We start from the raw sequence: 22,076 nt of genomic DNA, 5'->3' as shown, positions 1-22,076 counted from the left end.
TCGACGGATCGAGCGGAGCAACGCATGAAGAAGAACGGCACCGATTCAGCCTGGCTCAAGGCGGCACTGGACTATGTGCCGCAATGGCTGGGCCTGCAGCTGGAGCGCTTCCGCCAGCCCGGGTGTTCCGTGGCCATCGCACGCGGGGGAGAGACCCTGGCAGAGCTGGCGCTGGGCGTGGCTGATATGCGGACTGGCAAACCCCTCACGCCCCGGCACCGCCTGCGCATCGCGTCGCACTCCAAAAGCTTCACGGCCACTGGGGTCATGCTGCTGCGCGAGCAAGGAAAAATCGGCCTGGACGACCCCATTGGCCGCTATGTCGATGGCCTGCACAAGGACCTGGCCCGGGCGCGCATTGGCGAGCTGCTGTCGCACGCCGCAGGCGTCACGCGCGACGGCCCCGACGCGGGCCAGTTCCTGGACCGGCGGGCCTTTCTCTCCCGTGCAGAACTGCTGGCGGACCTGCGCGACAAGCCGCCGCTGGAGTCGGGGGTGCAGCTCAAGTATTCGAACCACGGCTACGGCCTGCTCGGGCTGATGATGGAGCAGGTTACGGGTACGGAGTACGCAAGCTGGATGGTGCGCCATGTGATTGATGCTGCAGGCCTGCAGGAAACGGTGCCCGACATGCCGCGCCTTGCGCGGGGCGCCCCGATGGCTGTGGGCCACAGCAGTGAGTTTCCGTTCGGCCAGCGCCTGATCGTGCCTGGCGACAACGTGTGCGACGCCATGGCCCCGGCGGCCGGGTTTGTGTCCACCGCGTCGGATGTGGCCCGCTTCTTTTCGCAGCTGGCGCCAGACAGCAAGCGCAGCATCCTTTCGCCCGCCAGCCGCCGCGAGATGGCGCAGCGCCGCTGGCGCGACCCCTGCAACGTGTTCGAGTCCCACTACGGGCTGGGCACCATGCTCAGCGCGCCGGGCCCGCGTGAATGGATGGGCCACACCGGCGGGCTGCAGGGGTTTCTGTCGCGCACGGCGCGCTACCCCGCGCTGGACCTGACGGTGACAGCGCTTACCAACGCGCAGGATGGCCTGTCCACCGAGTGGGTGGACGGCGTTGCCAGCATCCTGTTTGCGTTCCAGCAGCACGGCGCGCCTGGCATGAAGGAGGCCGCCTGGGCCGGGCGCTGGTGGAGCCTGTGGGGTGCCACTGATCTGGTGCCCATGGGCAAGGTGGTGTGCCAAGTGGTGCCTGCCATGTTTGTGCCCTTCAACGCAGCAACCACCGAGCTGGCCATCACCGGGCGCGACACCGGGATGGTCCAGAAAGCCTCGGCCTACGCCAGCCCGGGCCAGGCGGTCCGCCGTGTGCGCGATGCCCACGGCGTGCCGACCGAACTGTGGGTGGGCGGCTCCAAGCTTCTGCCCAAGGACGCGATGCTGGCAGAGGCCACCCAGCGCTATCGCAAGAGCAAGACGCGCCCGGGCCGCAGCGCCACATCGGCGTGAGCGACGTAGCCCTGCGTGTGGGGCAAAGTCTCTTGCGCATCACAGGCGCCCTCGCCGCCGTGTTTGGCCTGATTCTGGCGGCCATACTGGTGTTCACCACCATGCCCGGCAGCTCGCACCGTGGCGCGCTCCCAGCCGCCAGTGCTGCGCAGCAGGCGCTGGCGCAGCAATTGCAGCGGCATGTGGCCGTGATTGCAGCGCAGGAGCACAACGCCCAGCACCCTGCTGCGCTGGAGGCCGTGGCGACTTACCTGGAGTCAGAGCTGGTCTCGTATGGTTACAAGGTTCGGCGCGACGAGTTCAAGGCGCGGGGCGTGGCGGTGCGCAACCTGGAGGTCACGGTGCCCAGCCAGAGCGCGCCGGGGCGGCGCCTGGTGGTGATCGGCGCGCACTACGATTCGGCGCACGAAACACCCGGCGCCAACGACAACGCCACGGGCACCGCCGCCGTGCTGGCCCTGGCCAAAAGCCTCAAGCACCTGGGCGCCACCGCGCAGGCGGACGTGATGTTTGTGCTCTACACCAACGAAGAGCCGCCCTTTTTCAAGACCCCGCAGATGGGCAGCCAGGTGCACGCCCAGGCCTTGCAGGCCCGTGGTGCGCCGGTGGTGGCGATGCTGTCGCTGGAGACCATGGGGTATTTCTCGAACGCCGAAGGGTCGCAGAAATACCCCTGGCCGCTGAACCAGTTCTACCCCACGCAGGGTGATTTCATTGCCTTCGTCGCAACCACGCCCGACCTGGGGCTGGCGCGCCGGGTGGTCCGGTTGTTCCGTTCGCATGCGGCGTTCCCGTCCGAGGGCATCGCGGCGCCGCGTTTCATTCCTGGCGTGGACTATTCGGACCACGCGGCCTACATCGACGCGGGCTACCCCGCGCTGATGGTGACCGACACCGCCCCCTACCGCTACCCGCACTACCACACCCGCGAGGACACATCTGATAAGGTGGACTACGACCGATTGGCCCGCGTGGTTCAGGGGCTCGAAGGTGTTGTACGCGATCTTGCACACCGGCCTTAGCGCATCGAAGACCGAGTGAGGGGACGCGTGTGGGGAGTCAATGCCTCGGAGCGCGCGGATGTTCCAGAAAAAACCTCAGCATCTCCTGCGTGGCAGCCACGCCGCGTGGGTCGGTGTGGCTGCCGCCCGCGTGCCCACCAGCCCACGCGTGCCCTGCGCCGTGCAGCACCCATTGTTCTGCCACGACCGTGCTGTGCAGTGTGCTGGCCGACAGGGCGCTACCCGCCACGGTGTACACCTTGCGGGTATAGCTCTGGCCACCACGGGACTGGCCCTGGTGCACCGTCTCCACCGTCGTCTGGCCGCCATCTGGGGCCGTGGCCAGTGCTGACAGCGTTGCCTCGATGAGTTGCTCGCCGTTGTGGGCGTGCACGGTGGTGTCGGCGTCGCCATGGAACACGATCATCGGCGGAGGCGGCAGTGCAGGGGCCTCGGCGGTGGGGTGGGTGGCGGCGCCGGGTTTGGCGCCGTTTTTCATGGCCGACAGCGCGCCCATCACGTTGTGCGCCGCGCCCGCCTGCAGGCCGGAGTGCACGCCTACGGCGGCAAACAGCTCGGGGTATTCGCGGCCCAGCAGCGCTGCCATGGCGCCGCCAGCCGACAGGCCCGCCACGTAGACGCGTTGCGCATCCACCGGATGGCGCGCCATCACGTCCTGCAGCATGGCGACGAGCAGCGCGGGCTCGCCGCTGCCCCGGTGCTGGTCGCCGGGGCGAAACCAGTTCCAGCAGCCGTTGGGGTTGGCGCTGTGGGGTTGCTCGGGATACAGCACCAAGGCGTTGGCGGGAGCGGCGGCGTCGTTCATGCCTGTGCCGGTGGCAAAGTCCACGGGGTTCTGCGTGCAGCCGTGCAGCATCAGCACCAGCGGCATGGGGGTGCCTGCCGTGGCGCCCGGGGGCACGTACAGGTGGTAGTGGTGCGGGTGGCGCCGTGCATCGGGGTGGGTGAAGACCACGCGGGTGAAGCTGCCGGGCGGCTCAGCCTTCGGGTGGTTGCTGGTGGGGCGTGGTGTGGTGGAGGGCTGTGCTTCTGCTGGCGGTGTGGGGGCGCTGCGGTCGATGACCACGGCGTCTTCCACGTCCTGCGCGGTGTTGGCATTGCGCCAGCGTGGGGTCTCTGTGCCTGCAGGTGATGGCGCTTGCAACGACGTGGCCTCAGCGCTGGCAGGTGTCGGTTCGTTGCTGTGGCGCGCCACGGCTGCGCCCAGGGTCTGCTGGATGGCCCGCGTGGCGTCGGCCAGCTGGCCACTGCGCACCAGCTGGGTGGCTTCGCCCATCAGGCGCTTGAGATTGAGGTTCCAGTCCATGGGGACTCCTTGTGTGGGTGGGCGCGCCAGCGGTGCGCTGCGGTCCGGGTCGGTGGTGTTCAATGCATGCGCCCGGCCAGGGCGGTCTTGACGGCCGCACTGGCATGGAACGCGCCCAGTACCGTCACCGAGGCAACCGTGGCCTGCGCCAGGGCGGGCGGCACGTCGTCGTCGATGCTGGCCAGGCCCAGCACGCGGATCTCCAGCGTCTCGCCCGCCGCCAACACGGCCTCCAGATCGGCCCGGCCAAAACGCTGCAGCCCCAGCACAAGCATCTTGCGGGCCACCACCTGGCGCACGGCGTCGTTCTGGGCGGTCAGCTGGTTGCGGATGGCGGTGCGGATGAAGTCGGTGCGGTTGGCGTAAAAGCCTTCTGAGACCAGCAGATCAATGTGGCCCAGGTCCACGAAGCCCAGGTTGATCGTGACCTTCTCGGACTCGGGCACCTTGCCGCGCGACGGGGCGATGGGAACGATATTGTTCATCGGGGAAACTCCATAAAACATCCAATGGGATGGTGTATGGATGGCATGTGGATGCCTTGGCGCGCTGTTTCAAGAGCCGTGACCCAAAGAAAAAGGAGCCCGTGGGCTCCATGGCTCGGTGGTTTTGCTATGAAATATGTAGCTATTAGCGCTTGATAGAAAAGCGCTGGAGCCCATTTTTTCTTGAATTTCTGTGCAAGACGCTGACGCTCTTCCTGGCATTGCGGCAGGGTGCGGCGTGCCTCCGGCCACTGCCCCACCTTGGGGAAACAGCCGCCCGGGGGCCTGCCGCTCAGCTCAATACAAGGTCAGTTCCTTGTGCTCGCCCAGGCTGCGCGGTGGTTCGCCCGTGATGGCGGCCTTGGCCATCTTGAAGAGCTGCACCATCTTGCTTTCATCCACATCCCAGTATTCGGCATGGCGGATGCGCACGGCCAGCAACGCCAGGTTGGGGTCGGACACGCCACCCGGGAACCACGCCTGGGCCATGGGGGACCACAGGGCTTGTTTTTGCGCATGGTCGTCCACAGCGCGTGCCTGGCCCGACAGCGACACGTAGCTGTCGTCGTCCGGGTTGGCATACGACACGTTGACTTCGCCATCGGTCAGCAGGCGTTCGTACAGCTCGCCCGACTTGGGGATGAAGAAATACAGCTCGCCGTGTTCGTCAAACTGGCGGTTTTGCGTGGTGAGCGGGTGCGCGTGCAGCATGCCCGTGGAGGTGCGGTGCGTGAGCATGCCAAACCGAATGTCCTTGATGAGCTTCCACAAGGTTTCGTGGCCGGGGGTGTCGTGGTGCATGGGGGGCTTCCGTGAAATGGAGGGGGTGCTACGACTCTAGGCCGCCCGCGCCATGCGCCGCGTCGTCCCCCTGCCCGCCTGTGCGTGGGCGCTTGTCCGACATCCCCTCCGACCCGCCCAGACAGGATGGGTCAGGACCGGACGTTACCTATGCCGCCCGTGCGGCTGCACCGGTAGCTCCGCCTTGCGCAGCACCTGCCGTGCTGTCACGGTAAAGCGTGGTGCGCCAGGTGGAGGGAAGGCGCTTCACGCCTTCTTCAAAAACTCCGACTTCAGCAACATGCTGCCCAGGTCGGTCTTGCAGTCCACGTTGTGGCCATCGGCGCCATCCACCAGGCGGATGCTCTTGATCTTGGTGCCCTTCTTGAGGGTGGACGATGAGCCCTTGACCTTGAGGTCTTTCACGAGGATCACCGCGTCGCCATCGGCCAGCGGGTTGCCGTTGGCATCGCGCACCATGCCATCGCCTGCTTCTGCGGCATCGGACTCGGATTCGGATTCGGCAGCATCGGCCACCTGCGGCCATTCAAACGCGCAGTCGGGGCACACATAGTTGCTGCCATCGGGGTAAGTGTTCTCCAGGCCGCATTGGGGGCAGGCAGGGGTGGTGTGGGGCATGGTGGGGTCCTCTCTGTCGTTGTTGTAGTGGTTGTGAAATGGGTGCGCAAAGTGTCGCCGCTTCACAGCGGCGCGCGTTGCTCCAGCGCAAACGGTGGCAGCCCTTTGAGCAGGCGCTGGCCGTAGCTGGTGCGTGTCAGGCGCTTGTCGTAGCAGTACACATGCGCCATGTCTTCTTCGGTGCGAATCGCGCGGCCCACCCATTGCGCCAGACGGATGGCGGTGGCGGGCACCACCAGCTCGCTGAACGGGTCGCGCCCCACGGCGCGCAGCCATTCGGCGCGGGCCTCGCCCACCGGGTCGTCGGGCGGGGCAAAGGGCAGCTTGGTGATAAAGACCGATTCGCACAGGCGCCCGGGCAAATCCAGCCCTTCGCCAAACGACTGCATGCCAAAGATGACCGAGGGCTCGCCGTTTTCCACCCGCTCGCGGTGGCGCTTGAGCAGCTGGGTGCGCGGCAGTGCGTTCTGCACCAGCACCACGCTGCGCATGGCGGTGGGCAATGCGTCCACCGCCTGTCGCATCTGCTCGCGCGAGGTGAACAGCACCAGCGCGCCGTATTCCACGCGGGCAATGTCGTGCAGCAGCGCATCGACCATCTCGGTGGTGAACTGCGCGGCGTTCTTGGGGTCGGCGCGGGTTTCGGCGGCAATCAGCGTGCCCTGCGCGGCGTAGTTGAAGGGGCTGGGCACTTCGAGCGTGGTGGTGGCTTCATCGCCATGCAGGCCTGCCTCGCGCAGGAAGAAATCAAAGTGCCCGCAGCTGGTGAGCGTGGCCGAGGTCAGCACCGCGCCGCGCACGGCGCTCCACAGGTGGTTGCGCAGCGTGGTGCCAGGCAGGATGGGGCTGGCGTGCGCCTTGACCACGATGAAGTCGCCATCGACCTCCAGCGTGAACCATTTGGCGGCCGGCACCGCGCCTTCGGGCGCATCCTGCAGCAGCAGTTGCGCGGTGGCATGCAGCTCTTCCAGGCGCGGGGCCAGCATGCCGATTTGTGCGTACAGCGTGGACAGGCGCTTGGCCTCGTCGGGCTTGTCACGCATCTCGGCGCGCAGGGCTTTGCTGATGGCGCGCAGGGCGTCGAGGAAGCCCTCGGCGCTGGCGGCCAGCAGGCCCAGCGGCGCAATGAGCTGTTCGGGCAATTCGCCGCGTGGCACGCGCACGCGCGCCGGGCCCCAGGCGCTGGGCTGGCTCTTGAGTTGGGCGCCATACACATCCATCACGATGCGTGCCAGGTCCTGCAGCGTCTGCCGCAGCTGGGCCGAATGTTTGGGGATGTCGGCAATCTCTTCGACCTCCAGCAGTGCCCCAATGCGCAGGCCTCGGCTGGCAAGCCGCTCGATCCAGGTGATGCGCGACAGGTCCATGCTGCACGCAAACTGGTCGAGCGCTGTGGCGGGCAGGTGGTGGGCTTCGTCCAGCACCAGGAGGCAGTTGTCCAGCTCGGGCAGCACGCGCGCGCCCAGCGATGACAGCAGCAAATCGTGGTTGGCCACGATCACCTGCGCGCCCACCAGCTCCTTGCGCTTGTCGTAGTAGGTGCACTGGCTGAAGGCCGGGCAGTGTTTGCCGGTGCACGACGCGCCCTCGGCTGCCACGGGGCTCCACACCTCGGGCTCGGGCGGCGTGTCCAGGCTGTCGCGGTCGCCATCCCACGCACCTTTCGACAAGGTCTGCGCCATCGTCGAATAGAACTGGATGCGCGCCTCGGTCTCGTGCCGGGGGCGCTTGGCGCGGGCGGCGGCTTCCTCCTCGGCAAACAGGTCGTCGTCGGCCCCTTCCTCGGCCTCGCCCGTGCCCGCCAGGCGGTCCAGCTTGAGCTTGCACACATAGCGCCCGCGCCCCTTGGCCAGCGCAAATTTGAAGGGCTGGGGCATCAGCGCGGCCAGTGCGGGCAGGTCCTTGTTGACCAGTTGCTCCTGCAGCGCCACGGTGGCGGTAGAGATCAGCACCCGCGTGCCGCGCGACAGCGCCAGGGCGATGGCGGGCGCGCAGTACGCCAGCGACTTGCCCACGCCCGTGCCCGCCTGGATCACGGCGATGGACCGCGTAGGCGCGTCTTCACCGCTTTCTTCATCCACCTTGCCCAGCGTGGCGCTGCTGAACGTGCGCGCCACCTGCTCGGCCATCAGCCGCTGGCCGGCACGGCTGCGAAAACCCTCGGTGGCTGACACCACCGCATCGAAAGATTCAAGGGCCTGCGCGGCCCACACCTGTTGAGACATACAGTAGTGTCGCATGCCGAAGACAGGTTGACGCTGGGCAGTGCCTTGTGGCGGATGGGCGGGCTGTCCCCCCGCAGCTGCCTTGAAAGAAAATCCCCGCACAGCTACAGGAGAGCAAAGATGCAGGGGGGAAATGCGTGGGGATTTGCGCTGAACTGCGGTTCGCTGCTGCGCTGCAGGCCATGGGCAATGGCAAGCGCAAGCTGTGTTCCGGGTGGGGCGAAAGGTGTGCAAGGCACCCTGCTTCGGACGCTGGGGTTCGTGCTGCTGCTGTGCATGGTGAGTGCATCGGGCGCATGGGCACAGCAACCCGCATCGTCGGCTGCCCAGGCAGGCAGCCCTGCGCGCCAGCGGTTGCTGGCGCAGGAGCTGGTGCCGCAGCACCCTGCCCGGTACGCATGGATGCGTGCGGCAGAGGCCCAGGGACAAGGGGCCGATGCGCTTTATCTGCGGCTTGCATTGCTCGACGAATGGTTGCTCGCCCTGGAAGGGCGGCCGGCGAAGGCCAGTCGCACCATCGAAGTTGCCATCGCTCACGGGCGCGAGGTCGATGCGGACGATCTGCAGCGCCGGGCGCGTGCGGTCTGGCCCTCCCTCCTCAAAGCCCAGCTGCGGCCGCTATGGGACATGGACGGCCCCGATGTTCCGCTGCCGTCCGAGCTGGATGCCCTGGGCGCGGACAGCATTGCCCAAGAAGGCCCTGGCCTCTGGGTGCACCGGGCCAAAGATGGCCGGCCTCGGGGCCTTTACCTTTGGCTGGGCGTGCGCAATGGGCTGGGCGAGCCCGTGCCTTTGCCGGAGTTTGCGCTGCGCCTGGGCCGCCCCGGCCAGCAGGCGGCTGCGCCGTTGATGCAATGCTATTTGCCCCGCTACAGCACGCGGCAGCTCATCCCGCCGCAAAGCACGCAGCATTACCTGTGCCGCGCGGGCGAGGGTGGCCTTGGGCTGCCGCCGCCCGGCGTCGGGTGGCTGGCGCAGATGGGTGAGTGGTTCAGCCAGGGGGGGGCCCTGCAGACCGAACTGCCCCAGCACGACCAGGCCTTGTCGCGCACGGGCCGGATCCTGGGCCAGGTGGACAACCCGGCGGTGGACGACTTCCTGCGTGGTGCCCGTGAATCCGCCGAGAAGCAGCAACAACTGCAAAAAGAACGGGCCCAGGCGGAGGCCGCAGCGGCCGCAGCGACCAAGAAGGCCCGTGAAGCCACGCTAGCGCGTCGCTCTGGCGAGTCGCTACCGCTCTGGCTCAAGCGGGTGGCGTTCTTGGGCGGGGTGGTGGGCGCATTGGTGCTCTATGGCCTGCTCGCGCACCACGTCAGCGTGGCAGTGGCGTCCGGGGTGCTGTGGTTGGGCCTGGCCATTCCGAGCGCGATCTACTTGCGTTCGATCTGGACCATGGGCGGGACCGACGGCTGGGGCAAACTCGTGGCCATCGTCCTGTCGGGTGCAGCCATCGCGGCGCCTTTTGTGGGCACGCTCGCCGCGTACACGGTTTACAAGCTGGTGGTGAGCGCGCGGGCGCGCCGCAAGGCGATCCTTTTCTTGATCGGCGTGATCGTGGTCATCGTGCTCAACGCGCTGGAGCGGTGGTTGTTCTGGTGACAGCAGGCTCCGCACGCCCGCAGCCGTGCAGGGCCTGGGCCTACAGTGCGGGGCGGCCAGCGGCGCTAGGGTGAAGGGACTCCACGTTGCATACCAAGGCCCCGCATGAAAACGACCCCCACAGCCCCCCGCAAGGAAGAGGAGATCATCCCCTCCGCTCCTGTGCCCGCCCGCACCGAGCGGCGCGTGAACACCACCCAGCCCCAGCCGCACCCCGGCAGCGGACCCGAAGACCTGAGCGGGCCCGAACCCCGCCTGCCCCACGAGCGCGACGAGGCGGTCAACATGACCGACGGCGAACCCGACGCAATGATGGAGCAGGCCTACCGTGATGTGAAACGTGGACTGCAGGACACGGACCGGGGGCCACCGGCCGACAAGGCTTACCAGAAGCAGAAACGGTAATGCTGCTAATTTGATAGCTATATGCGCTTGATGGATAAGCGCTAGAGGCCAATTCTTATCAGTTTTACGGCACCCGCGCCGCCCTGAACCAGCGCGGCAGGTGGTCATGGGCATGCACCAGCGATTCGAGCACGCCGTGGCTGCGCTCCACCACCTCGATGCCCGGTGCTCTGAGGTCCGGCACGATCACTACCGCGACCCCTGCGGCTTGCGCCGCGCGTGCGCCGTTCTCGCTGTCTTCAAACGCCAGGCACTGTGCGGGGTCCACGCCCAGGCGCACAGCCGCCAGCTGGTACAGGGCGGGGTCGGGTTTGCCGCGCGGCACTTCGTTGCCGCCAGCCCAAGCGTGAAAGTGCTGCAGCACGCCCACCCTGCCCAGGCGGTGCTCGATCTCGTCGCGCCGCGACGATGAGGCCACCGCGCAGGGCACGCCTGCTTGCCCCAAGGCGTGCAGCAGCGATGCGACGCCGGGTTTGAGGGGAAACAGGGGCTCTGGCCCTGCGTCCCACAGGCGCGCAGCCACATCGGATTGCACCTGTTCGAACATCTGCGGACCACCCAGCAAAGCCGTGAGCATGGTGTCGGAGTCGGTGGAAGCGCGCCCCACCACCTGCAGGTAGTCGGCCTCTGCCAGTGCAATGCCCCGCGCCCGCGCGGCGTCCAGCCAGGCGCGCAGGGTCACGCGCTCGGAGTCGACCAGCAGTCCGTCCATGTCGAAGATGGCGGCGGTGAAGGGCGGGCGAGGTGTCTGCATCGAAATATGATGCCTGCAAAAACCACTGCTTCAGTCCATCCGAGGGAACATGGAAACCACGACGCGATTCACGCTGGTCTGCAAGAACGATACCGATGCCGATGCACTGCATGCGGTTTTCAGCACTCCCGATGGTGCCGGGCTTGAAGCGGCAGTCAGGGCCTTCTTCGCGGCCCGCAAGATCAGCATCCACCCCACGGACTACCTGGGCTTTGACCGCTACGAGCGTTCGGGCCTGGTGATCGACGCGGCATTCACCTCGGGCTCCACCGATGTCGGTGATTTCATCAAGCCCTTGTCCAAGGGGTGCCATGCGTTGCACGCCGAGCTGGTGGACGACGAGGTCGCCCACCAGCTTGTATACGGCTTCATCGACGGCAAGAAGAAGCCAGCCGCCGATGTCGTGGCCTTGATGAAGACCCTGGCCCCGACCGCTCAGCTCGGCCGGGTGGGGAAAATCATCGAGGCCGCCGAGCGCGAGCAGAACGACCCGACCTATGCCTTCATCCGCGCCATCGGGTTCTCCAAGAACCAGGCCACCGTGCAGGCCCTGCTGGAGAAGGGGGCCGACCCCAACAGCACATTCTCTTCCGGCTACTCCTGCCTGAACAAGGCCATCACCGACAAGCGCGTGAAGGTCGTGCAGCTCATGCTGGAGCATGGCGCCGACCCCAACCTGCCGCACAAGGGCTATCCCAACCTGTACGAGGCCTGTCGGTTCTCTGCACCCAAGATCGTGGACCTGCTGCTGCAGCACGGCGCCGACCCCGATGGGCGCGCTCAGGGCGCATCGGAAACCAGCTACCCCATCGAGATCGCCATCTACTACCACCAAGCCAAGATCGTGCAGTCGCTGCTGGACAAGGGCGCCACAACCCGCGGCCTGCCCAAGCTGGCCAATTTGCTGGAGCTCACGGCCCGCTCGTTCGACGCCATGTACGAGAACCTGGACGGCAAGCTCGCTATCCTGAAGCTGCTGGTGCGCGACCCGGCGTGGAAGGCCGAACTCGTGCAACGCCGTGACCGGCTGACCGGAATGCTCCAGCAGTCTTTCGCTGCCTACAAGTACCAGACGCCCAAGGACCGCAAGGACTTCGACGACATCCTGGCTTTCATGGCGGCTGCTTGAAGAAATACTGCGGGCTCAGCCGCGCTGCTGAAGCGCCCGCTCAATCCGGTCACGTCGCACCGTCGTCTTGGGCACCTTGAACGGGAACCACGTGCGTACGTCCTCTTCGAGCCCGATGCCGTGCATGTAGTTGTAGATGGCCTTCTTGAGCGCGCCACCCAGCGCGTCGTGGTCCACGCCGGTGGGGTCGATGAAGGCCACGTCGTTCTTGGCAAAGTCACCGGGCGGCAGCGGCGCCAGCGTCACGCCGTACTCCTCGGGGTTCTTGCCCACGGGCGAGTGCACGGTGCAGGCAAAGCGGTGAAAGAACCCGCTCTGGATGCAGCCGTTGGCGAACAGCTGGCGCACGTATTCGAGTGCGTCCACGGTGTCCTGCACGGTCTGCGTGGGAAAGCCGTACATCAGGTACGCATGCACCAGGATGCCCGCGTCGGTGAACGCCCGCGTCACTCGAGCCACCTGGTCCACCGACACGCCTTTTTTCATGAGCTGCAGCAGCCGGTCTGACGCCACTTCGAGCCCGCCCGAGATCGCGATGCAGCCGCTGTCGGCCATCAGCTCGGCCAGGTCGGGCGTGAAGGTTTTTTCAAACCGCACATTGCCCCACCAGCTGATGCCTGCGTTGCGCGCGATCAGCTCGGTGGCCAGTGCCTTGAGCGCCTTGGGCGGTGCGGCTTCGTCCACAAAGTGAAAGCCGGTCTGCCCCGTCTCGTGCACGATCTGCTCGATGCGGTCGGCCAGCACGGCGGCGCTGGCGCCTTCGTAGCGGCTGATGTAGTCCAGGCTCACATCGCAAAAGCTGCACTTCTTCCAGTAGCAGCCGTGCGCCACGGTGAGCTTGTTCCAGCGCCCATCGCTCCACAGGCGGTGCATGGGGTTGAGCATGTCAAGTAGCGACAGATACCGGTCCAGCGGCAGGCCGTCCCACGTGGGCGTGCCCACCTCGGCGAAAGCGATGTCGGCTTCCATCATGTTGATGTACTGCACGGTGCCATCGCCGCCTTCTCCATCATTGCGGACAAAGGTGCGCACCAGCCGCTGGCGGCCGCGCTCGCCGCGCAGGTGCTCCAGCAGCGCCAGCAAGGGGCGCTCGCCCGCGTCCATCGTCACATAATCAAAGAAGTCGAACACACGCGGGTCGGCTAGTTCGCGCAGCTCGGTGTTCACAAAGCCGCCGCCCAGCACGGTGGCGATGTGCGGGTGCCGCGCCTTGATGGCCTGCGCAATGCGGAATGCCGCATACACGGACCCCGGGAACGGCACGGACAGCAGCACCACGCTGGGCTGGTGCTTGGCAATCGCCTCGTGCGTGAGCTGCTCCAGCAGCGTGTCCACCAGCGTGGGTGGTGCGGCCAGGGCATCGGCCAATGGGTCAAACGTGGGCTGGCTGCCCGCGAGCGACTCGGCATAGCGCACAAACTCAAAGCGCTCGTCCACCGCGTCGCGCAGCACATCGGCCAGGTCGTTCAGGTACAGCGTGGCCAGGTGCTTGGCCTTGTCCGTCAGGCCCAGCGCGCCAAAGGCCCAGCCCAGCGGGTCGCCGCCTTCGTCGTCCACGTACACATCCAGTGTGGCAAAGCGCGGGCCCTCGGGCAGGTAGTTACGGCCCACGATGCGGTGCGCCAGCGTGCTGTCGCGGCCTTGCAAGAAGGCAATGGCGGGGCCGATGGTGGCGAGGTAGCGGTCCTTTTGCGCCGCAAAACTTTGCACGGCGGGGCTCTGCTTTTTGGCGGGCAGCGCATCCACCTGGGCGGCCACCGCGCGCAGCCCTTCGGGCGAGAGCAGGCGCAGCACCAGCGCCAATGCCAGGTCTTCCTGGAACGCCGTCACCCCCCGCGAACGCAGAAAGCCCGTGAGGTAGGCGGTGGAGGGGTAGGGCGTGTTCAGCTGCGTCATCGGGGGGATGACGGAGAGGACGCGAAGAGACGCAGGAGCAGGGAGTGAGGCGGCGGCGGACATGGTAGAGCCGCCTGGAGCAAGTGGCGGGACACAATTATCGGTTGAGGTCAGAGGCGGGCTTGTTTCACGCAATCTTGGTCTGCCGACAGGCATCGTGTTTGTGAGGGGCGTGGCTGCCTAGAATCGCCGATCAATTTCTCCAAAGCTCAGTACTCGATGGCGTTCCAGTTCAACTTTCGCTGGCGATTTTTTCGCCCGCTCCCGTCATTGCACTGGGCCGTTCCCTGCATGTTCGTAGCGTCTCTGGTACTGGCGACTGCGGGTAACCAATGCCGAGTCGGCCCAAACTATGAGGGGCCCATCTGGTTGACGGCGATGACGGTGACCGCATTTTGGGCCGCTGTGTATTCAACAGCTGCTGCCTACCAAGGCTGGCGGAGGTGGATGAAGGTCGGAACCAGCGTCGTTTTTGATGTGCTGTGTGTTTCGTTGTTGGCGCTTCCGTTCACCCTCTTTCAGCCAACCTATCAGTGCTACACGGAAAGAGCAAAAGTTGCAGAGATGATGGTTGTTGCATCGCTATACCGTGAGGCCATCACCGAGCGAGCCACCCAGCGACAATCGCTATCCGGTGCGGGTGAAGGGCTGCGTTTTGAACCGACGGGGCGGGTGCACGGTGGCGCCATCTCTGCCAACGGGGTCATCACCTTGTTCTCTGAGGAGCCGAGAGCGTTGGTCGTATTGCGCCCCTCCTTGGAGAACTCCGAAGTGAAATGGGCATGCGAGGGATTTCCTCTGAAGGCAATGACCGCCTCATGTCGGCAGCTTCCCTATCAAACGCGGTGAAAGCTATACAAGATTTGCTTGGGCGCCCGCCAGATAGTTGTTCTTCACCCGCACATAGTGCTCGGCCGAATACTTGAGGTACGCAATCTCTGCATCGGTGAGCGCGCGCTGGCGCACCGCAGGGCGGCCGATGTAGAGGTACCCGCTCTCCAGCACCTTGCCGGGCGAGACCAGGCTGCCCGCGCCCAGCATCACGCGGTCTTCGATGATGGCGTCATCCATCACGATGGAACCCATGCCGATGAGGCATTCGTTGCCGATGCGGCAGCCGTGCAGGATCACCGAATGGCCCACCGTGACGTAGTCGCCGATGACCAGCGGCGAGCCTTCGGGCTTGCTGGCGTTGCGGTGTGACACATGGCCCATGGTCAGGTCCTGCACGTTGCTGCACACGCCCACGGTGATGCGGTTCACATCGCCGCGCAGCACGGCGTTGCACCAGACCGAGCTGTCGCGGCCCAGCGTGACGTCGCCGATGACCTGGGCAGAGTCGTGGATGAAAACGCCGGTGTCCAGGACCGGGGCGGTGTCGAGGTAGGGAGCGAGGGGCATCTTGGTGTCAGGCTGCGTTGAAAGAACGGGCGAGCGTAGTGCAAATCGCACTTCACGCCGGCTTGCTGGCCAGGGGGGTGGCGTGGGTCAGCGCGCTGGGGCGCGGCGAGGGGCAGGTTTCGCAGAGGTTGCAACAGGGGCTGCCGCTGCCTTGCCCGTGCTTCCAGCCGGGGATTTTTTTACGGGGGCCTTGGCCCCCTGGGTGGGCGCGGCGTAGAACCCCAGGAACATGTCCACCGCATCCCCCACCACTTGCGCTTGCTGTGCGGCGCTCAAGGGTGGCTGGCCCATGGCCAGCTGGGGCCAGAACGCAAATGCCTTGACCATGCCCTGCAGTTGCTGCGCGGCATAGGGCACATCCATGGTGGCGCGCAGGCGGCCATCCTGCTGGGCCGCGCGCAGCCAGCGCGGCAGGCCCTCTTCCTTGGCCGAGAGCTTGGCGGTGATGCCGCGCGCGCGCTCGGGGGTGTGCATCATGTCGGCCATGGCCACGCGGCTCAGGTCGATGAAGCTCGCGTCGTTGAGCAGGCGCATCTTTTGCGCCAGCAGCTCCAGCAGCTGGTCGCGCAGCGGGCGCGTGGGGGTGTAGGCCAGTTCGTCGGGTGACTGGCTGCGCTCCCACATCAGCAGCAGGATGGCTTCGAACAGTTCTTCCTTGCTTGGGAAGTGGTTGTACACCGTACGTTTGGACACATCCGCCGCTGCGGCCACGCGGTCCATGCTGGTGCCGTTGAAGCCGTGTTCGCGGAACTCGCCGATGGCGGCCTGCACGATGGCATCGCGCTTGCGGTCGGTCAGGCGAGGGGTGGGCTGGGAGGCGATCATGCGCAAATTTTACACCGGGTAGTTTACTTTTCTAAAAAGTGAACTACACTGTGCAGTGTAATTTCCATGTCGCAGATCCGGTGTCACTCTCCATCGCCCGCCGCCGTCTGCTCCCGGCACTTTGTGTCGCCTTCGTTGTACTGATCGCCATGGCCTACAGCCTCTTTTCCCGCGCCGCCCAGCCGGTGGCCGCCTATGAACAGTCGCCGCAGTTTGCGGGCGGCAAGTTTCGCAACGTGGCACCCCGCCATGCGCTGGGCGCCCTCAAGACGCTGGAGGTGATGTGGCGCTTTGCCACCGGCAAGCCCGACGACTCGGTGCCGCGCCAGCCCGTGCCGGTGTACGCGGTGATGCGGTCAGACCTGCTGGCCGCGCCCGACCTGAGCCTGTGGCGCCTGGGGCACTCCACCCTGCTGTTCAAGATCAACGGCCAGTTCTGGCTGACCGACCCGGTGTTTTCCGAGCGCGCCTCGCCGTTCCAGTTCATGGGGCCCAAGCGCTTTCATGCGCCGCCCATCACGATTGACGAGCTGCCGCCCATCACCGGCGTGATCCTGTCGCACGACCACTACGACCACCTGGACTACGCTGCCATCCAGAAGCTTGCGCCCAAGGTGGAGCACTTCATCACGCCGCTGGGCGTGGGCGACCGGCTGATTGGCTGGGGCGTGCCTGCGGCCAAGGTGCAGCAGTTTGACTGGTGGCAGGGCACCACCATCGGCGGGCTGCAGCTGGTGGCCACGCCTGCGCAGCATTTCTCGGGCCGGGGCCTGTCGGACGGCAACAGCACGCTGTGGGCCTCGTGGGTGCTGATCACGGGCCAAGGCGCCGAGCCGATCCGCATCTTCTTCAGTGGTGACACGGGCTACTTCGACGGCTTCAAGGCCATTGGCGAGCGGTTCGGCCCGTTCGATCTGACGCTGATCGAAACCGGCGCCTACAACGCAGACTGGCCCGACATCCACATGCACCCCGAGGAGAGCCTGCAGGCCCATCTGGACGTCAAGGGGCGCCGTCTGTTCCCCATCCACAACGGCACGTTCGACCTGTCGCTGCACCCGTGGGTGGAGCCGTTCGAGCGCATCACCGCGCTCGCAGCAGCAGCGCAGGTGCCGCTGGTGGCGCCCATCATGGGCGAGCGGCTGGACATCCGCGCGCCCGCGCTGTCCACCCACTGGTGGCGCAAGGTAGAGCCGCAGGCCGAGGCCACGGCAGTGGACCGCAGCGTGGCCCTGGCTCCGCAGCCCGGCGCGTGGTGATTTACCGCATGCGCGCCAGCCCGCCCACCGCGCGCGCGGCGGCCACGATCTCGGCTTCGCTATAGCCTGCATACCCCAACAGCCAGCCACGCCGCGTGGACTGCATCGCATAGCGCGATAGTGGCGCCAGCATCACCCCGGCGGTGAGCGCCTTGCGGCTCAGGGTCTCGTCGTCACTGCCTGGGGCGGCTTCGTGCAGCAGGTGCATGCCCCGGTCGCTGGGCTGCAGTTGCCAGGCGCTATCGCTGGCATCGGCCAGCGCATCGATAAGCACATCCTGGCGCGCCTGGTACAGCTCGCGCATCTGCCGCAGATGGCGCAGCAGGTGGCCTTCTGCAATGAAGCGCGCCAGCACCGCCTGGGTGTCGCCCGGCGCGTGCCGGTCGGTGATGGCCCGGGCCATGGCAAAGGCCTCCACCAGTGCGGGCGGCACCACCACAAAACCCAGGCGCAGGCCGGGGTGTAGTGTCTTGCTGAAGGTGCCTACATACAGCACGCGCTCCGAGCCCGGCAGGCTGCACAGGGCGGGTACGCGCTGGGCAGCGCCGCCGTACTGAAACTCGCCGTCGTAGTCGTCTTCCACCACCCAGGCGTCGTGCGTGCGCGCCCATTGCAGCAGCGCCTGCCGCCGCGCCAGGCCCATGCACACGCCGGTGGGGAACTGGTGCGTGGGCGTGACCACCGCCATGCGCGCGCCGGGCCACTGGGCCGCACCCTCGTCGATGCGAAGGCCCTGCGCATCCAGCGCCACGGGCCGCGCCAGCACGCCGTGGCCCAGCAGGCTGGCGCGGATGCCTGGGTAGCCAGGGTCTTCCACCAGCACCTCATCGCCCACGTCCAGCAGCAGCCGCGCGATCAGGTCGATGCCCTGCTGCGAGCCCGAGCACACCACCACCTGCGCCGCATCGCAGCGGATGCCGCGCGACGCCCACAGCCACAGTGCCACGGCCTGGCGCAGTTCGGGGTCGCCCGCGGGGTCCAGGTACTGCGCGCGTGCGCTGCGCTGGCCGGGGCGGGCCTGGCGCGCCAGGCGGTCCCACAGCGCAAACGGAAACGTGTCCACCTCGGGCGCGCCGATGCGGAATGCGCGTGCCGCCACATGCGGCGGGCGCCAGCGGGCAGCCGTTTCGGCAATGAGCTGCCCGCGCCGCGAGAGCCCACGCGGCGGCGCCACCAGCCCTTGCGGAGGCGGTGCGCCTGCGGCCTGCGAGACATAGGTGCCGTCGCCCACACGCGCCTCCACATACCCTTCGGCCTGCAGGCGCTGCACGGCCCACAGCACGGTGTTGCGTGACACGCCCAGGCTGGCTGCGTGCTCGCGCGACGGCGGCAGGCGCGTGCCCGCCGGCAGGCGGCCCTGTTCGATGGCGCTGCGCAGCTGTTCGTACACCTGCTGGCGCAACTGGCCCAGGCGCCCGTCCCGGGGGGCTGTGGTCTTGGGATTGGCTCCGGCAACTGGCATGAATTGGCCCCTTGGTTGTGGTGATGCAACCATAAACTGAAGAGCCATTTTAGAAATCCCGGGCTTGTGTTTCCTCCAAGGCCCGGCCACCGCAAGAAAGACCTATCCATGGCCGAGCACACCGCCACTATCACCTGGTCCCGTGGCAACGATGACTTTCTGGACAAGCGCTACCACCGCACCCACACTTGGCAGTTCGATGGCGGCGCTACCGTGGCCGCGTCGTCGTCGCCCCATGTCGTGCCGCTGCCGTATTCCGACGCGGCAGCGGTGGACCCGGAAGAAGCCTACGTTGCGGCCCTGTCGAGCTGCCACATGCTGTGGTTCATGGACTTCGCCAGCCGCGCGGGCTATCGGCTCAACAGCTACGCCGACGCCGCCGTGGGCACCATGGCCAAGAACGCGCAGGGGCAGCTTGTCGTCACCCACGTGCAGTTGCGCCCCGTCACGCGCTTTGATGGGGCCCACGCGCCCAGCGCTGCCCAGCTGGACGACCTGCACCACCGCGCCCACACATCGTGCTTTCTGGCCAACTCGGTCAAGACGCAGATCGACTGCGCGCCCGTGCTCGAAGTGGATGGAGCCTGACATGACCATTGCCAACCGCCAGTTTCAAGTCACCGACCCGGCCGCGCAGCAGGGACTGGTGCAGGCCCAGCCCCTGGCCACCCTGGTCGTGTCGCACGAGGGCACGCTGCACGTGAACCATGTGCCTCTGTATCTGGACTCCTCGCGCGGACCGCACGGCACGCTGGTGGGCCATGTGGGGCGCGGCAACGGCGTGTGGCCGCTGCTGCCGCAGCAGGCCGTGGCCGTGTTCCACGGCCCCCAGGCCTATGTGTCGCCCTCGTGGTATCCGTCCAAGGCCATCGACGGCAAGCAGGTGCCCACCTGGAACTACGCCACCGTGCACGCCCACGGCACGCTCAGCGCGGTGGACGATCCAGTGCAGTTGCGCGCCATCCTGCACATTCTGAGCGAGCGGCACGAGGCGCACCGCCCCGACCCTTGGCGCATTGACGATGCCCCGCCCGACTACATCCACAAGCTGCTGGGCGCCATCGTGGGCATCGAGCTGGCGGTGGAGCGTTGGGAAGGCGTCTGGAAGGTGAGCCAGAACCGCACCGACACCGACCGCGCGGGCGTGGTGCAGGGCCTGATGGCCGAGGGCACATCTGCAGCACAAGACATGGCCGCGCTGGTGCGGGTGGCTTGATGCATTGAGTACACGCCAGCATCAATATTGATAGCTTTTGGCGCTTGATAGATAAGCGCTAGAGCCTGTTTTGACCATATTTTTCAGGTGGCTGAAATCGTTCATTACCGTTCGGGCTGAGCCTGGCGAAGCCGTGCGCGGCGCTTCGACAGCCTCAGCGTGAACGGGTTATGGACGAATCATCCCTCCAGCAGCTCCACCCGCAGCGCCACCACTGGCCCGGCCACCGCAGGGTGGGCGGCCAGTGCGTGCACGGCCAGGTCTACCGTGGCTTGGGCCACGGCATCGGTCAGCACCAGCACCTGGGGCTCGCTGCCCGTGGGCAGCGCTTTGTCGCAGGCCAGCTCCACACGCTGCACGGGCACGTGCTGCGCCGCCAGCCAGGCACCCACGGCTTCGATCTGCTGGGCGCTGTGCACAGGCACGCGCAGGTAGTAGCGGGTGTGCACGGCTGCGCGGGGCAGCACGGCCAGTTGCTCGTCCATCGCCTGGGGGTGAAACCCCAGGTGCGGCACGCGCTGCTGTGCACGGGTGCCATCCAGGCGCGCCACGTCCACCAGGTCGGCAATCACGGCCGATGCAGTTTGCTCGGACCCCGCACCCGCGCCGTAGAACATCGTCACGCCCGAAGCATCGCCCTTGACCATCACCGCGTTCATGGAGCCGTTCACCTGCGCCAGCAAATGCGCGGCAGGCACCAGCGCAGGTTGCACGCGCAGCTCCACGCCGTCCACATCGCTCTCTTTGCGCCGCTTGGCCACGCCCAGCAGCTTGATGCGAAAGCCCAGTTGCTCGGCGCAGGCCACGTCCAGCCCCTGCAAGCGGGTGATGCCCTCCACCTGCGCATCGGCAAAGCGCACCGGCATGCCGAACGCATTGGCCGCCAGCAGCGAGATCTTGTGCGCAGCGTCGACGCCCTCGATGTCAAACGTCGGATCGGCCTCGGCATAGCCCAGCGCCTGGGCCTGCGCCAGCGCTTCGGCAAAGCCAACACCCTCATCGCGCATCTTGCTCAGGATGAAGTTGGTGGTGCCGTTGATGATGCCCGCCACCCATTCGATGCGGTTGGCCGTGAGGCCCTCGCGCAGCGCCTTCACGATGGGGATGCTCACCGCCACCGCGCCTTCATAGGCCACGGCCACGCCGTGCTGGCGGGCGGCGGCAAAGATCTCGTTGCCGTGCGTGGCCAGCAGCGCCTTGTTGGCCGTGACCACATGCTTGCCCGCGCGGATGGCGGCCAGCACCCAGTCGCGCGCAGGGCCGGTGCCGCCAGCGGCTTCCACCAGCACATCCACATCGGGGTGTGTGGCCACCTGCATGGGGTCGTTGGTCAGGGCCACATCTTTGCCCACCACGCTCATGGCGCGGGCGAGGCTGCGGGCGCAGACCACCACCAGCTTGATGTCCCGCCCTGCGCGGCCTGCGATGAGCGCCTGGTTGCGTGCCAGCACGCGAAAGGTGCCCGCGCCCACGGTGCCAATGCCGATCATGCCCACGCGCAGGGGGCGCATGGCCGCAGTGGGCGACTGCAACGACGGGGCTTCGAGGGACTGGACGGGATCGCGGTACATGGACTTCTCCGGCTAACGAACGAACAAACAAAAAAACCCAGCTGCCAGAGCTGGGTTTCGTGCATTCGTCTTGGGGGAGAAGAGAGCGATCACCAGGTGGCTGCCGAAACGGCCACCTGCGCGTGCTCAGGTGGCCGCGGTGGTAATGGTGGTAATCATTCGTGCACCCAGTGCCCGCTGTTCACCATTGGCCCGCGTGAATGCGGGCGGCATCATGCCCATGCCTTGGAAGGCAGCGGCGCGTGCGGTGAAGGGGATGGAGGTGTACGACATGAAGGGCACAGTGTACCGGATGCGTGCCGGGGCCCGTCAACCCGTTTCTGTGGGCCTGTGGCGCGAAGGACTCACCGGCCTTCGGTGGTTGCCACGCGCACCATGCGGATCGCATCGAACGGGCAGCGCACCGCACACAGCGCGCACCCGGTGCAGCCCGGCGCATCGTGCAGGGTGGAACACTTGGGACCCCAGGGCCCCGTGCCTTGCACCTGCAGCGACAGCACATGCGGCGGGCACACCGCAATGCACCAGCCGCAGCCGGTGCAGCGCTGGGGGTCGATGGTGGGCAGTGCCTTGGGGGGGGTCGTGGTCATGGGGTGCGGTGCTGCTGGCAGTGTGCCCCTGGAGCGGGCTCCCCACAAGGAGCGCGCTAC

At 66.7% G+C, this 22,076-nt stretch carries 22 protein-coding genes; 9 read left to right on the top strand and 13 right to left on the bottom strand.

Translation table 11 applies throughout. The features are described 5' to 3' along the window. The first annotated feature begins 24 nt into the window (after nucleotides 1-24). Together KW832_RS17890 and KW832_RS17885 are read left to right on the top strand one after the other, a co-directional pair. Complete coding sequence (locus KW832_RS17890) at nucleotides 25-1,452, top strand: serine hydrolase (RefSeq protein ID WP_218300718.1); 1,428 nt, start codon at nucleotides 25-27, stop codon at nucleotides 1,450-1,452. Further along, nucleotides 1,449-2,474, top strand: a complete 1,026-nt coding sequence (locus KW832_RS17885) for a M28 family peptidase (RefSeq protein ID WP_218300719.1) — start codon at nucleotides 1,449-1,451, stop codon at nucleotides 2,472-2,474. Before KW832_RS17890 ends, KW832_RS17885 begins: the two co-directional genes overlap by 4 nt. A gap of 37 nt (nucleotides 2,475-2,511) precedes the next feature. Here the strand turns inward: KW832_RS17885 and KW832_RS17880 are convergent, their stop codons facing one another. From KW832_RS17880 to dinG, 5 genes are all read right to left on the bottom strand, one after another. Then, complete coding sequence (locus KW832_RS17880) at nucleotides 2,512-3,780, bottom strand: PHB depolymerase family esterase (RefSeq protein WP_218300720.1); 1,269 nt, start codon at nucleotides 3,778-3,780, stop codon at nucleotides 2,512-2,514. A gap of 59 nt (nucleotides 3,781-3,839) precedes the next feature. Continuing rightward, complete coding sequence (locus tag KW832_RS17875; protein WP_218300721.1) at nucleotides 3,840-4,265, bottom strand: CopG family transcriptional regulator; 426 nt, start codon at nucleotides 4,263-4,265, stop codon at nucleotides 3,840-3,842. Nucleotides 4,266-4,562: 297 nt separating this feature from the next. Further along, nucleotides 4,563-5,066: a pyridoxamine 5'-phosphate oxidase family protein gene (locus KW832_RS17870; protein ID WP_121421727.1), complete on the bottom strand. Its 504-nt coding sequence runs from the start codon at nucleotides 5,064-5,066 to the stop codon at nucleotides 4,563-4,565. Between the two features lie 246 nt (nucleotides 5,067-5,312). Continuing rightward, nucleotides 5,313-5,684: a zinc ribbon domain-containing protein YjdM gene (locus tag KW832_RS17865; protein WP_218300722.1), complete on the bottom strand. Its 372-nt coding sequence runs from the start codon at nucleotides 5,682-5,684 to the stop codon at nucleotides 5,313-5,315. 62 nt (nucleotides 5,685-5,746) lie between these two features. Then, a complete protein-coding gene (dinG, locus tag KW832_RS17860) occupies nucleotides 5,747-7,909 on the bottom strand; it encodes an ATP-dependent DNA helicase DinG (protein ID WP_218300723.1) in 2,163 nt (720 codons plus the stop codon). Nucleotides 7,910-8,137: 228 nt separating this feature from the next. Between dinG and KW832_RS17855 the strand changes: the two genes are divergently transcribed. Both KW832_RS17855 and KW832_RS17850 read left to right on the top strand, forming a co-directional pair. Further along, the gene (locus KW832_RS17855; RefSeq protein ID WP_370628727.1) at nucleotides 8,138-9,508 is read left to right on the top strand and encodes a hypothetical protein; all 1,371 of its coding nucleotides are present in this window, start codon (nucleotides 8,138-8,140) and stop codon (nucleotides 9,506-9,508) included. Nucleotides 9,509-9,613: 105 nt separating this feature from the next. Next, nucleotides 9,614-9,913, top strand: a complete 300-nt coding sequence (locus KW832_RS17850; protein WP_121508061.1) for a hypothetical protein — start codon at nucleotides 9,614-9,616, stop codon at nucleotides 9,911-9,913. A gap of 64 nt (nucleotides 9,914-9,977) precedes the next feature. Here KW832_RS17850 and KW832_RS17845 read toward each other — a convergent pair whose 3' ends face one another. Further along, nucleotides 9,978-10,667: an HAD family phosphatase gene (locus KW832_RS17845; protein WP_218300724.1), complete on the bottom strand. Its 690-nt coding sequence runs from the start codon at nucleotides 10,665-10,667 to the stop codon at nucleotides 9,978-9,980. Between the two features lie 49 nt (nucleotides 10,668-10,716). Here KW832_RS17845 and KW832_RS17840 point away from each other — a divergent pair, with 49 nt between their 5' ends. Next, the gene (locus KW832_RS17840) at nucleotides 10,717-11,796 is read left to right on the top strand and encodes an ankyrin repeat domain-containing protein (RefSeq protein WP_218300725.1); all 1,080 of its coding nucleotides are present in this window, start codon (nucleotides 10,717-10,719) and stop codon (nucleotides 11,794-11,796) included. A 15-nt stretch (nucleotides 11,797-11,811) separates the two neighbouring features. Here the strand turns inward: KW832_RS17840 and KW832_RS17835 are convergent, their stop codons facing one another. Beyond that, nucleotides 11,812-13,692, bottom strand: a complete 1,881-nt coding sequence (locus KW832_RS17835; protein ID WP_218300726.1) for a radical SAM protein — start codon at nucleotides 13,690-13,692, stop codon at nucleotides 11,812-11,814. A gap of 378 nt (nucleotides 13,693-14,070) precedes the next feature. Here KW832_RS17835 and KW832_RS17830 point away from each other — a divergent pair, with 378 nt between their 5' ends. Further along, nucleotides 14,071-14,541, top strand: a complete 471-nt coding sequence (locus tag KW832_RS17830; RefSeq protein ID WP_218300727.1) for a hypothetical protein — start codon at nucleotides 14,071-14,073, stop codon at nucleotides 14,539-14,541. 3 nt (nucleotides 14,542-14,544) lie between these two features. On the opposite strand, the gene KW832_RS17825 is transcribed toward KW832_RS17830, so the two are convergent. Next, nucleotides 14,545-15,093 (bottom strand): gamma carbonic anhydrase family protein, encoded by a 549-nt coding sequence (locus tag KW832_RS17825; protein WP_218300728.1) that lies wholly within the window; start codon nucleotides 15,091-15,093, stop codon nucleotides 14,545-14,547. An 87-nt stretch (nucleotides 15,094-15,180) separates the two neighbouring features. Further along, complete coding sequence (locus KW832_RS17820; RefSeq protein ID WP_218300729.1) at nucleotides 15,181-15,918, bottom strand: TetR/AcrR family transcriptional regulator; 738 nt, start codon at nucleotides 15,916-15,918, stop codon at nucleotides 15,181-15,183. 149 nt (nucleotides 15,919-16,067) lie between these two features. On the opposite strand from KW832_RS17820, the gene KW832_RS17815 reads away from it, so the two are divergent. Continuing rightward, on the top strand, nucleotides 16,068-17,177 hold the full coding sequence (locus KW832_RS17815; protein ID WP_218300730.1) for an MBL fold metallo-hydrolase: 1,110 nt from the start codon (nucleotides 16,068-16,070) through the stop codon (nucleotides 17,175-17,177). Between the two features lies 1 nt (nucleotide 17,178). Here the strand turns inward: KW832_RS17815 and KW832_RS17810 are convergent, their stop codons facing one another. Further along, the gene (locus tag KW832_RS17810; RefSeq protein WP_218300731.1) at nucleotides 17,179-18,639 is read right to left on the bottom strand and encodes a PLP-dependent aminotransferase family protein; all 1,461 of its coding nucleotides are present in this window, start codon (nucleotides 18,637-18,639) and stop codon (nucleotides 17,179-17,181) included. Between the two features lie 108 nt (nucleotides 18,640-18,747). Here KW832_RS17810 and KW832_RS17805 point away from each other — a divergent pair, with 108 nt between their 5' ends. Together KW832_RS17805 and KW832_RS17800 are read left to right on the top strand one after the other, a co-directional pair. Then, nucleotides 18,748-19,227, top strand: a complete 480-nt coding sequence (locus tag KW832_RS17805) for an OsmC family protein (protein ID WP_218300732.1) — start codon at nucleotides 18,748-18,750, stop codon at nucleotides 19,225-19,227. Between the two features lies 1 nt (nucleotide 19,228). Next, nucleotides 19,229-19,855: an FMN-binding negative transcriptional regulator gene (locus tag KW832_RS17800; RefSeq protein ID WP_218300733.1), complete on the top strand. Its 627-nt coding sequence runs from the start codon at nucleotides 19,229-19,231 to the stop codon at nucleotides 19,853-19,855. Nucleotides 19,856-20,034: 179 nt separating this feature from the next. Here KW832_RS17800 and KW832_RS17795 read toward each other — a convergent pair whose 3' ends face one another. From KW832_RS17795 to KW832_RS17785, 3 genes are all read right to left on the bottom strand, one after another. Further along, entirely contained in the window at nucleotides 20,035-21,426 is a 1,392-nt protein-coding gene (locus tag KW832_RS17795) for a homoserine dehydrogenase (protein WP_218300734.1), read from the bottom strand. A gap of 126 nt (nucleotides 21,427-21,552) precedes the next feature. Continuing rightward, complete coding sequence (locus tag KW832_RS17790) at nucleotides 21,553-21,699, bottom strand: hypothetical protein (protein ID WP_158603834.1); 147 nt, start codon at nucleotides 21,697-21,699, stop codon at nucleotides 21,553-21,555. Nucleotides 21,700-21,770: 71 nt separating this feature from the next. Next, on the bottom strand, nucleotides 21,771-22,016 hold the full coding sequence (locus KW832_RS17785; protein WP_218300735.1) for an ATP-binding protein: 246 nt from the start codon (nucleotides 22,014-22,016) through the stop codon (nucleotides 21,771-21,773). Nucleotides 22,017-22,076: the final 60 nt, after the last annotated feature.

It is taken from the genome of Acidovorax sp. sif0632 (assembly GCF_019218805.1).
GTDB classification, from domain to species: Bacteria; Pseudomonadota; Gammaproteobacteria; order Burkholderiales; family Burkholderiaceae_C; genus Acidovorax; species Acidovorax facilis.
The sequence above is the reverse complement of the archived record's forward strand: the minus strand, read 5'-3'. Positions and strand labels throughout refer to the sequence as shown.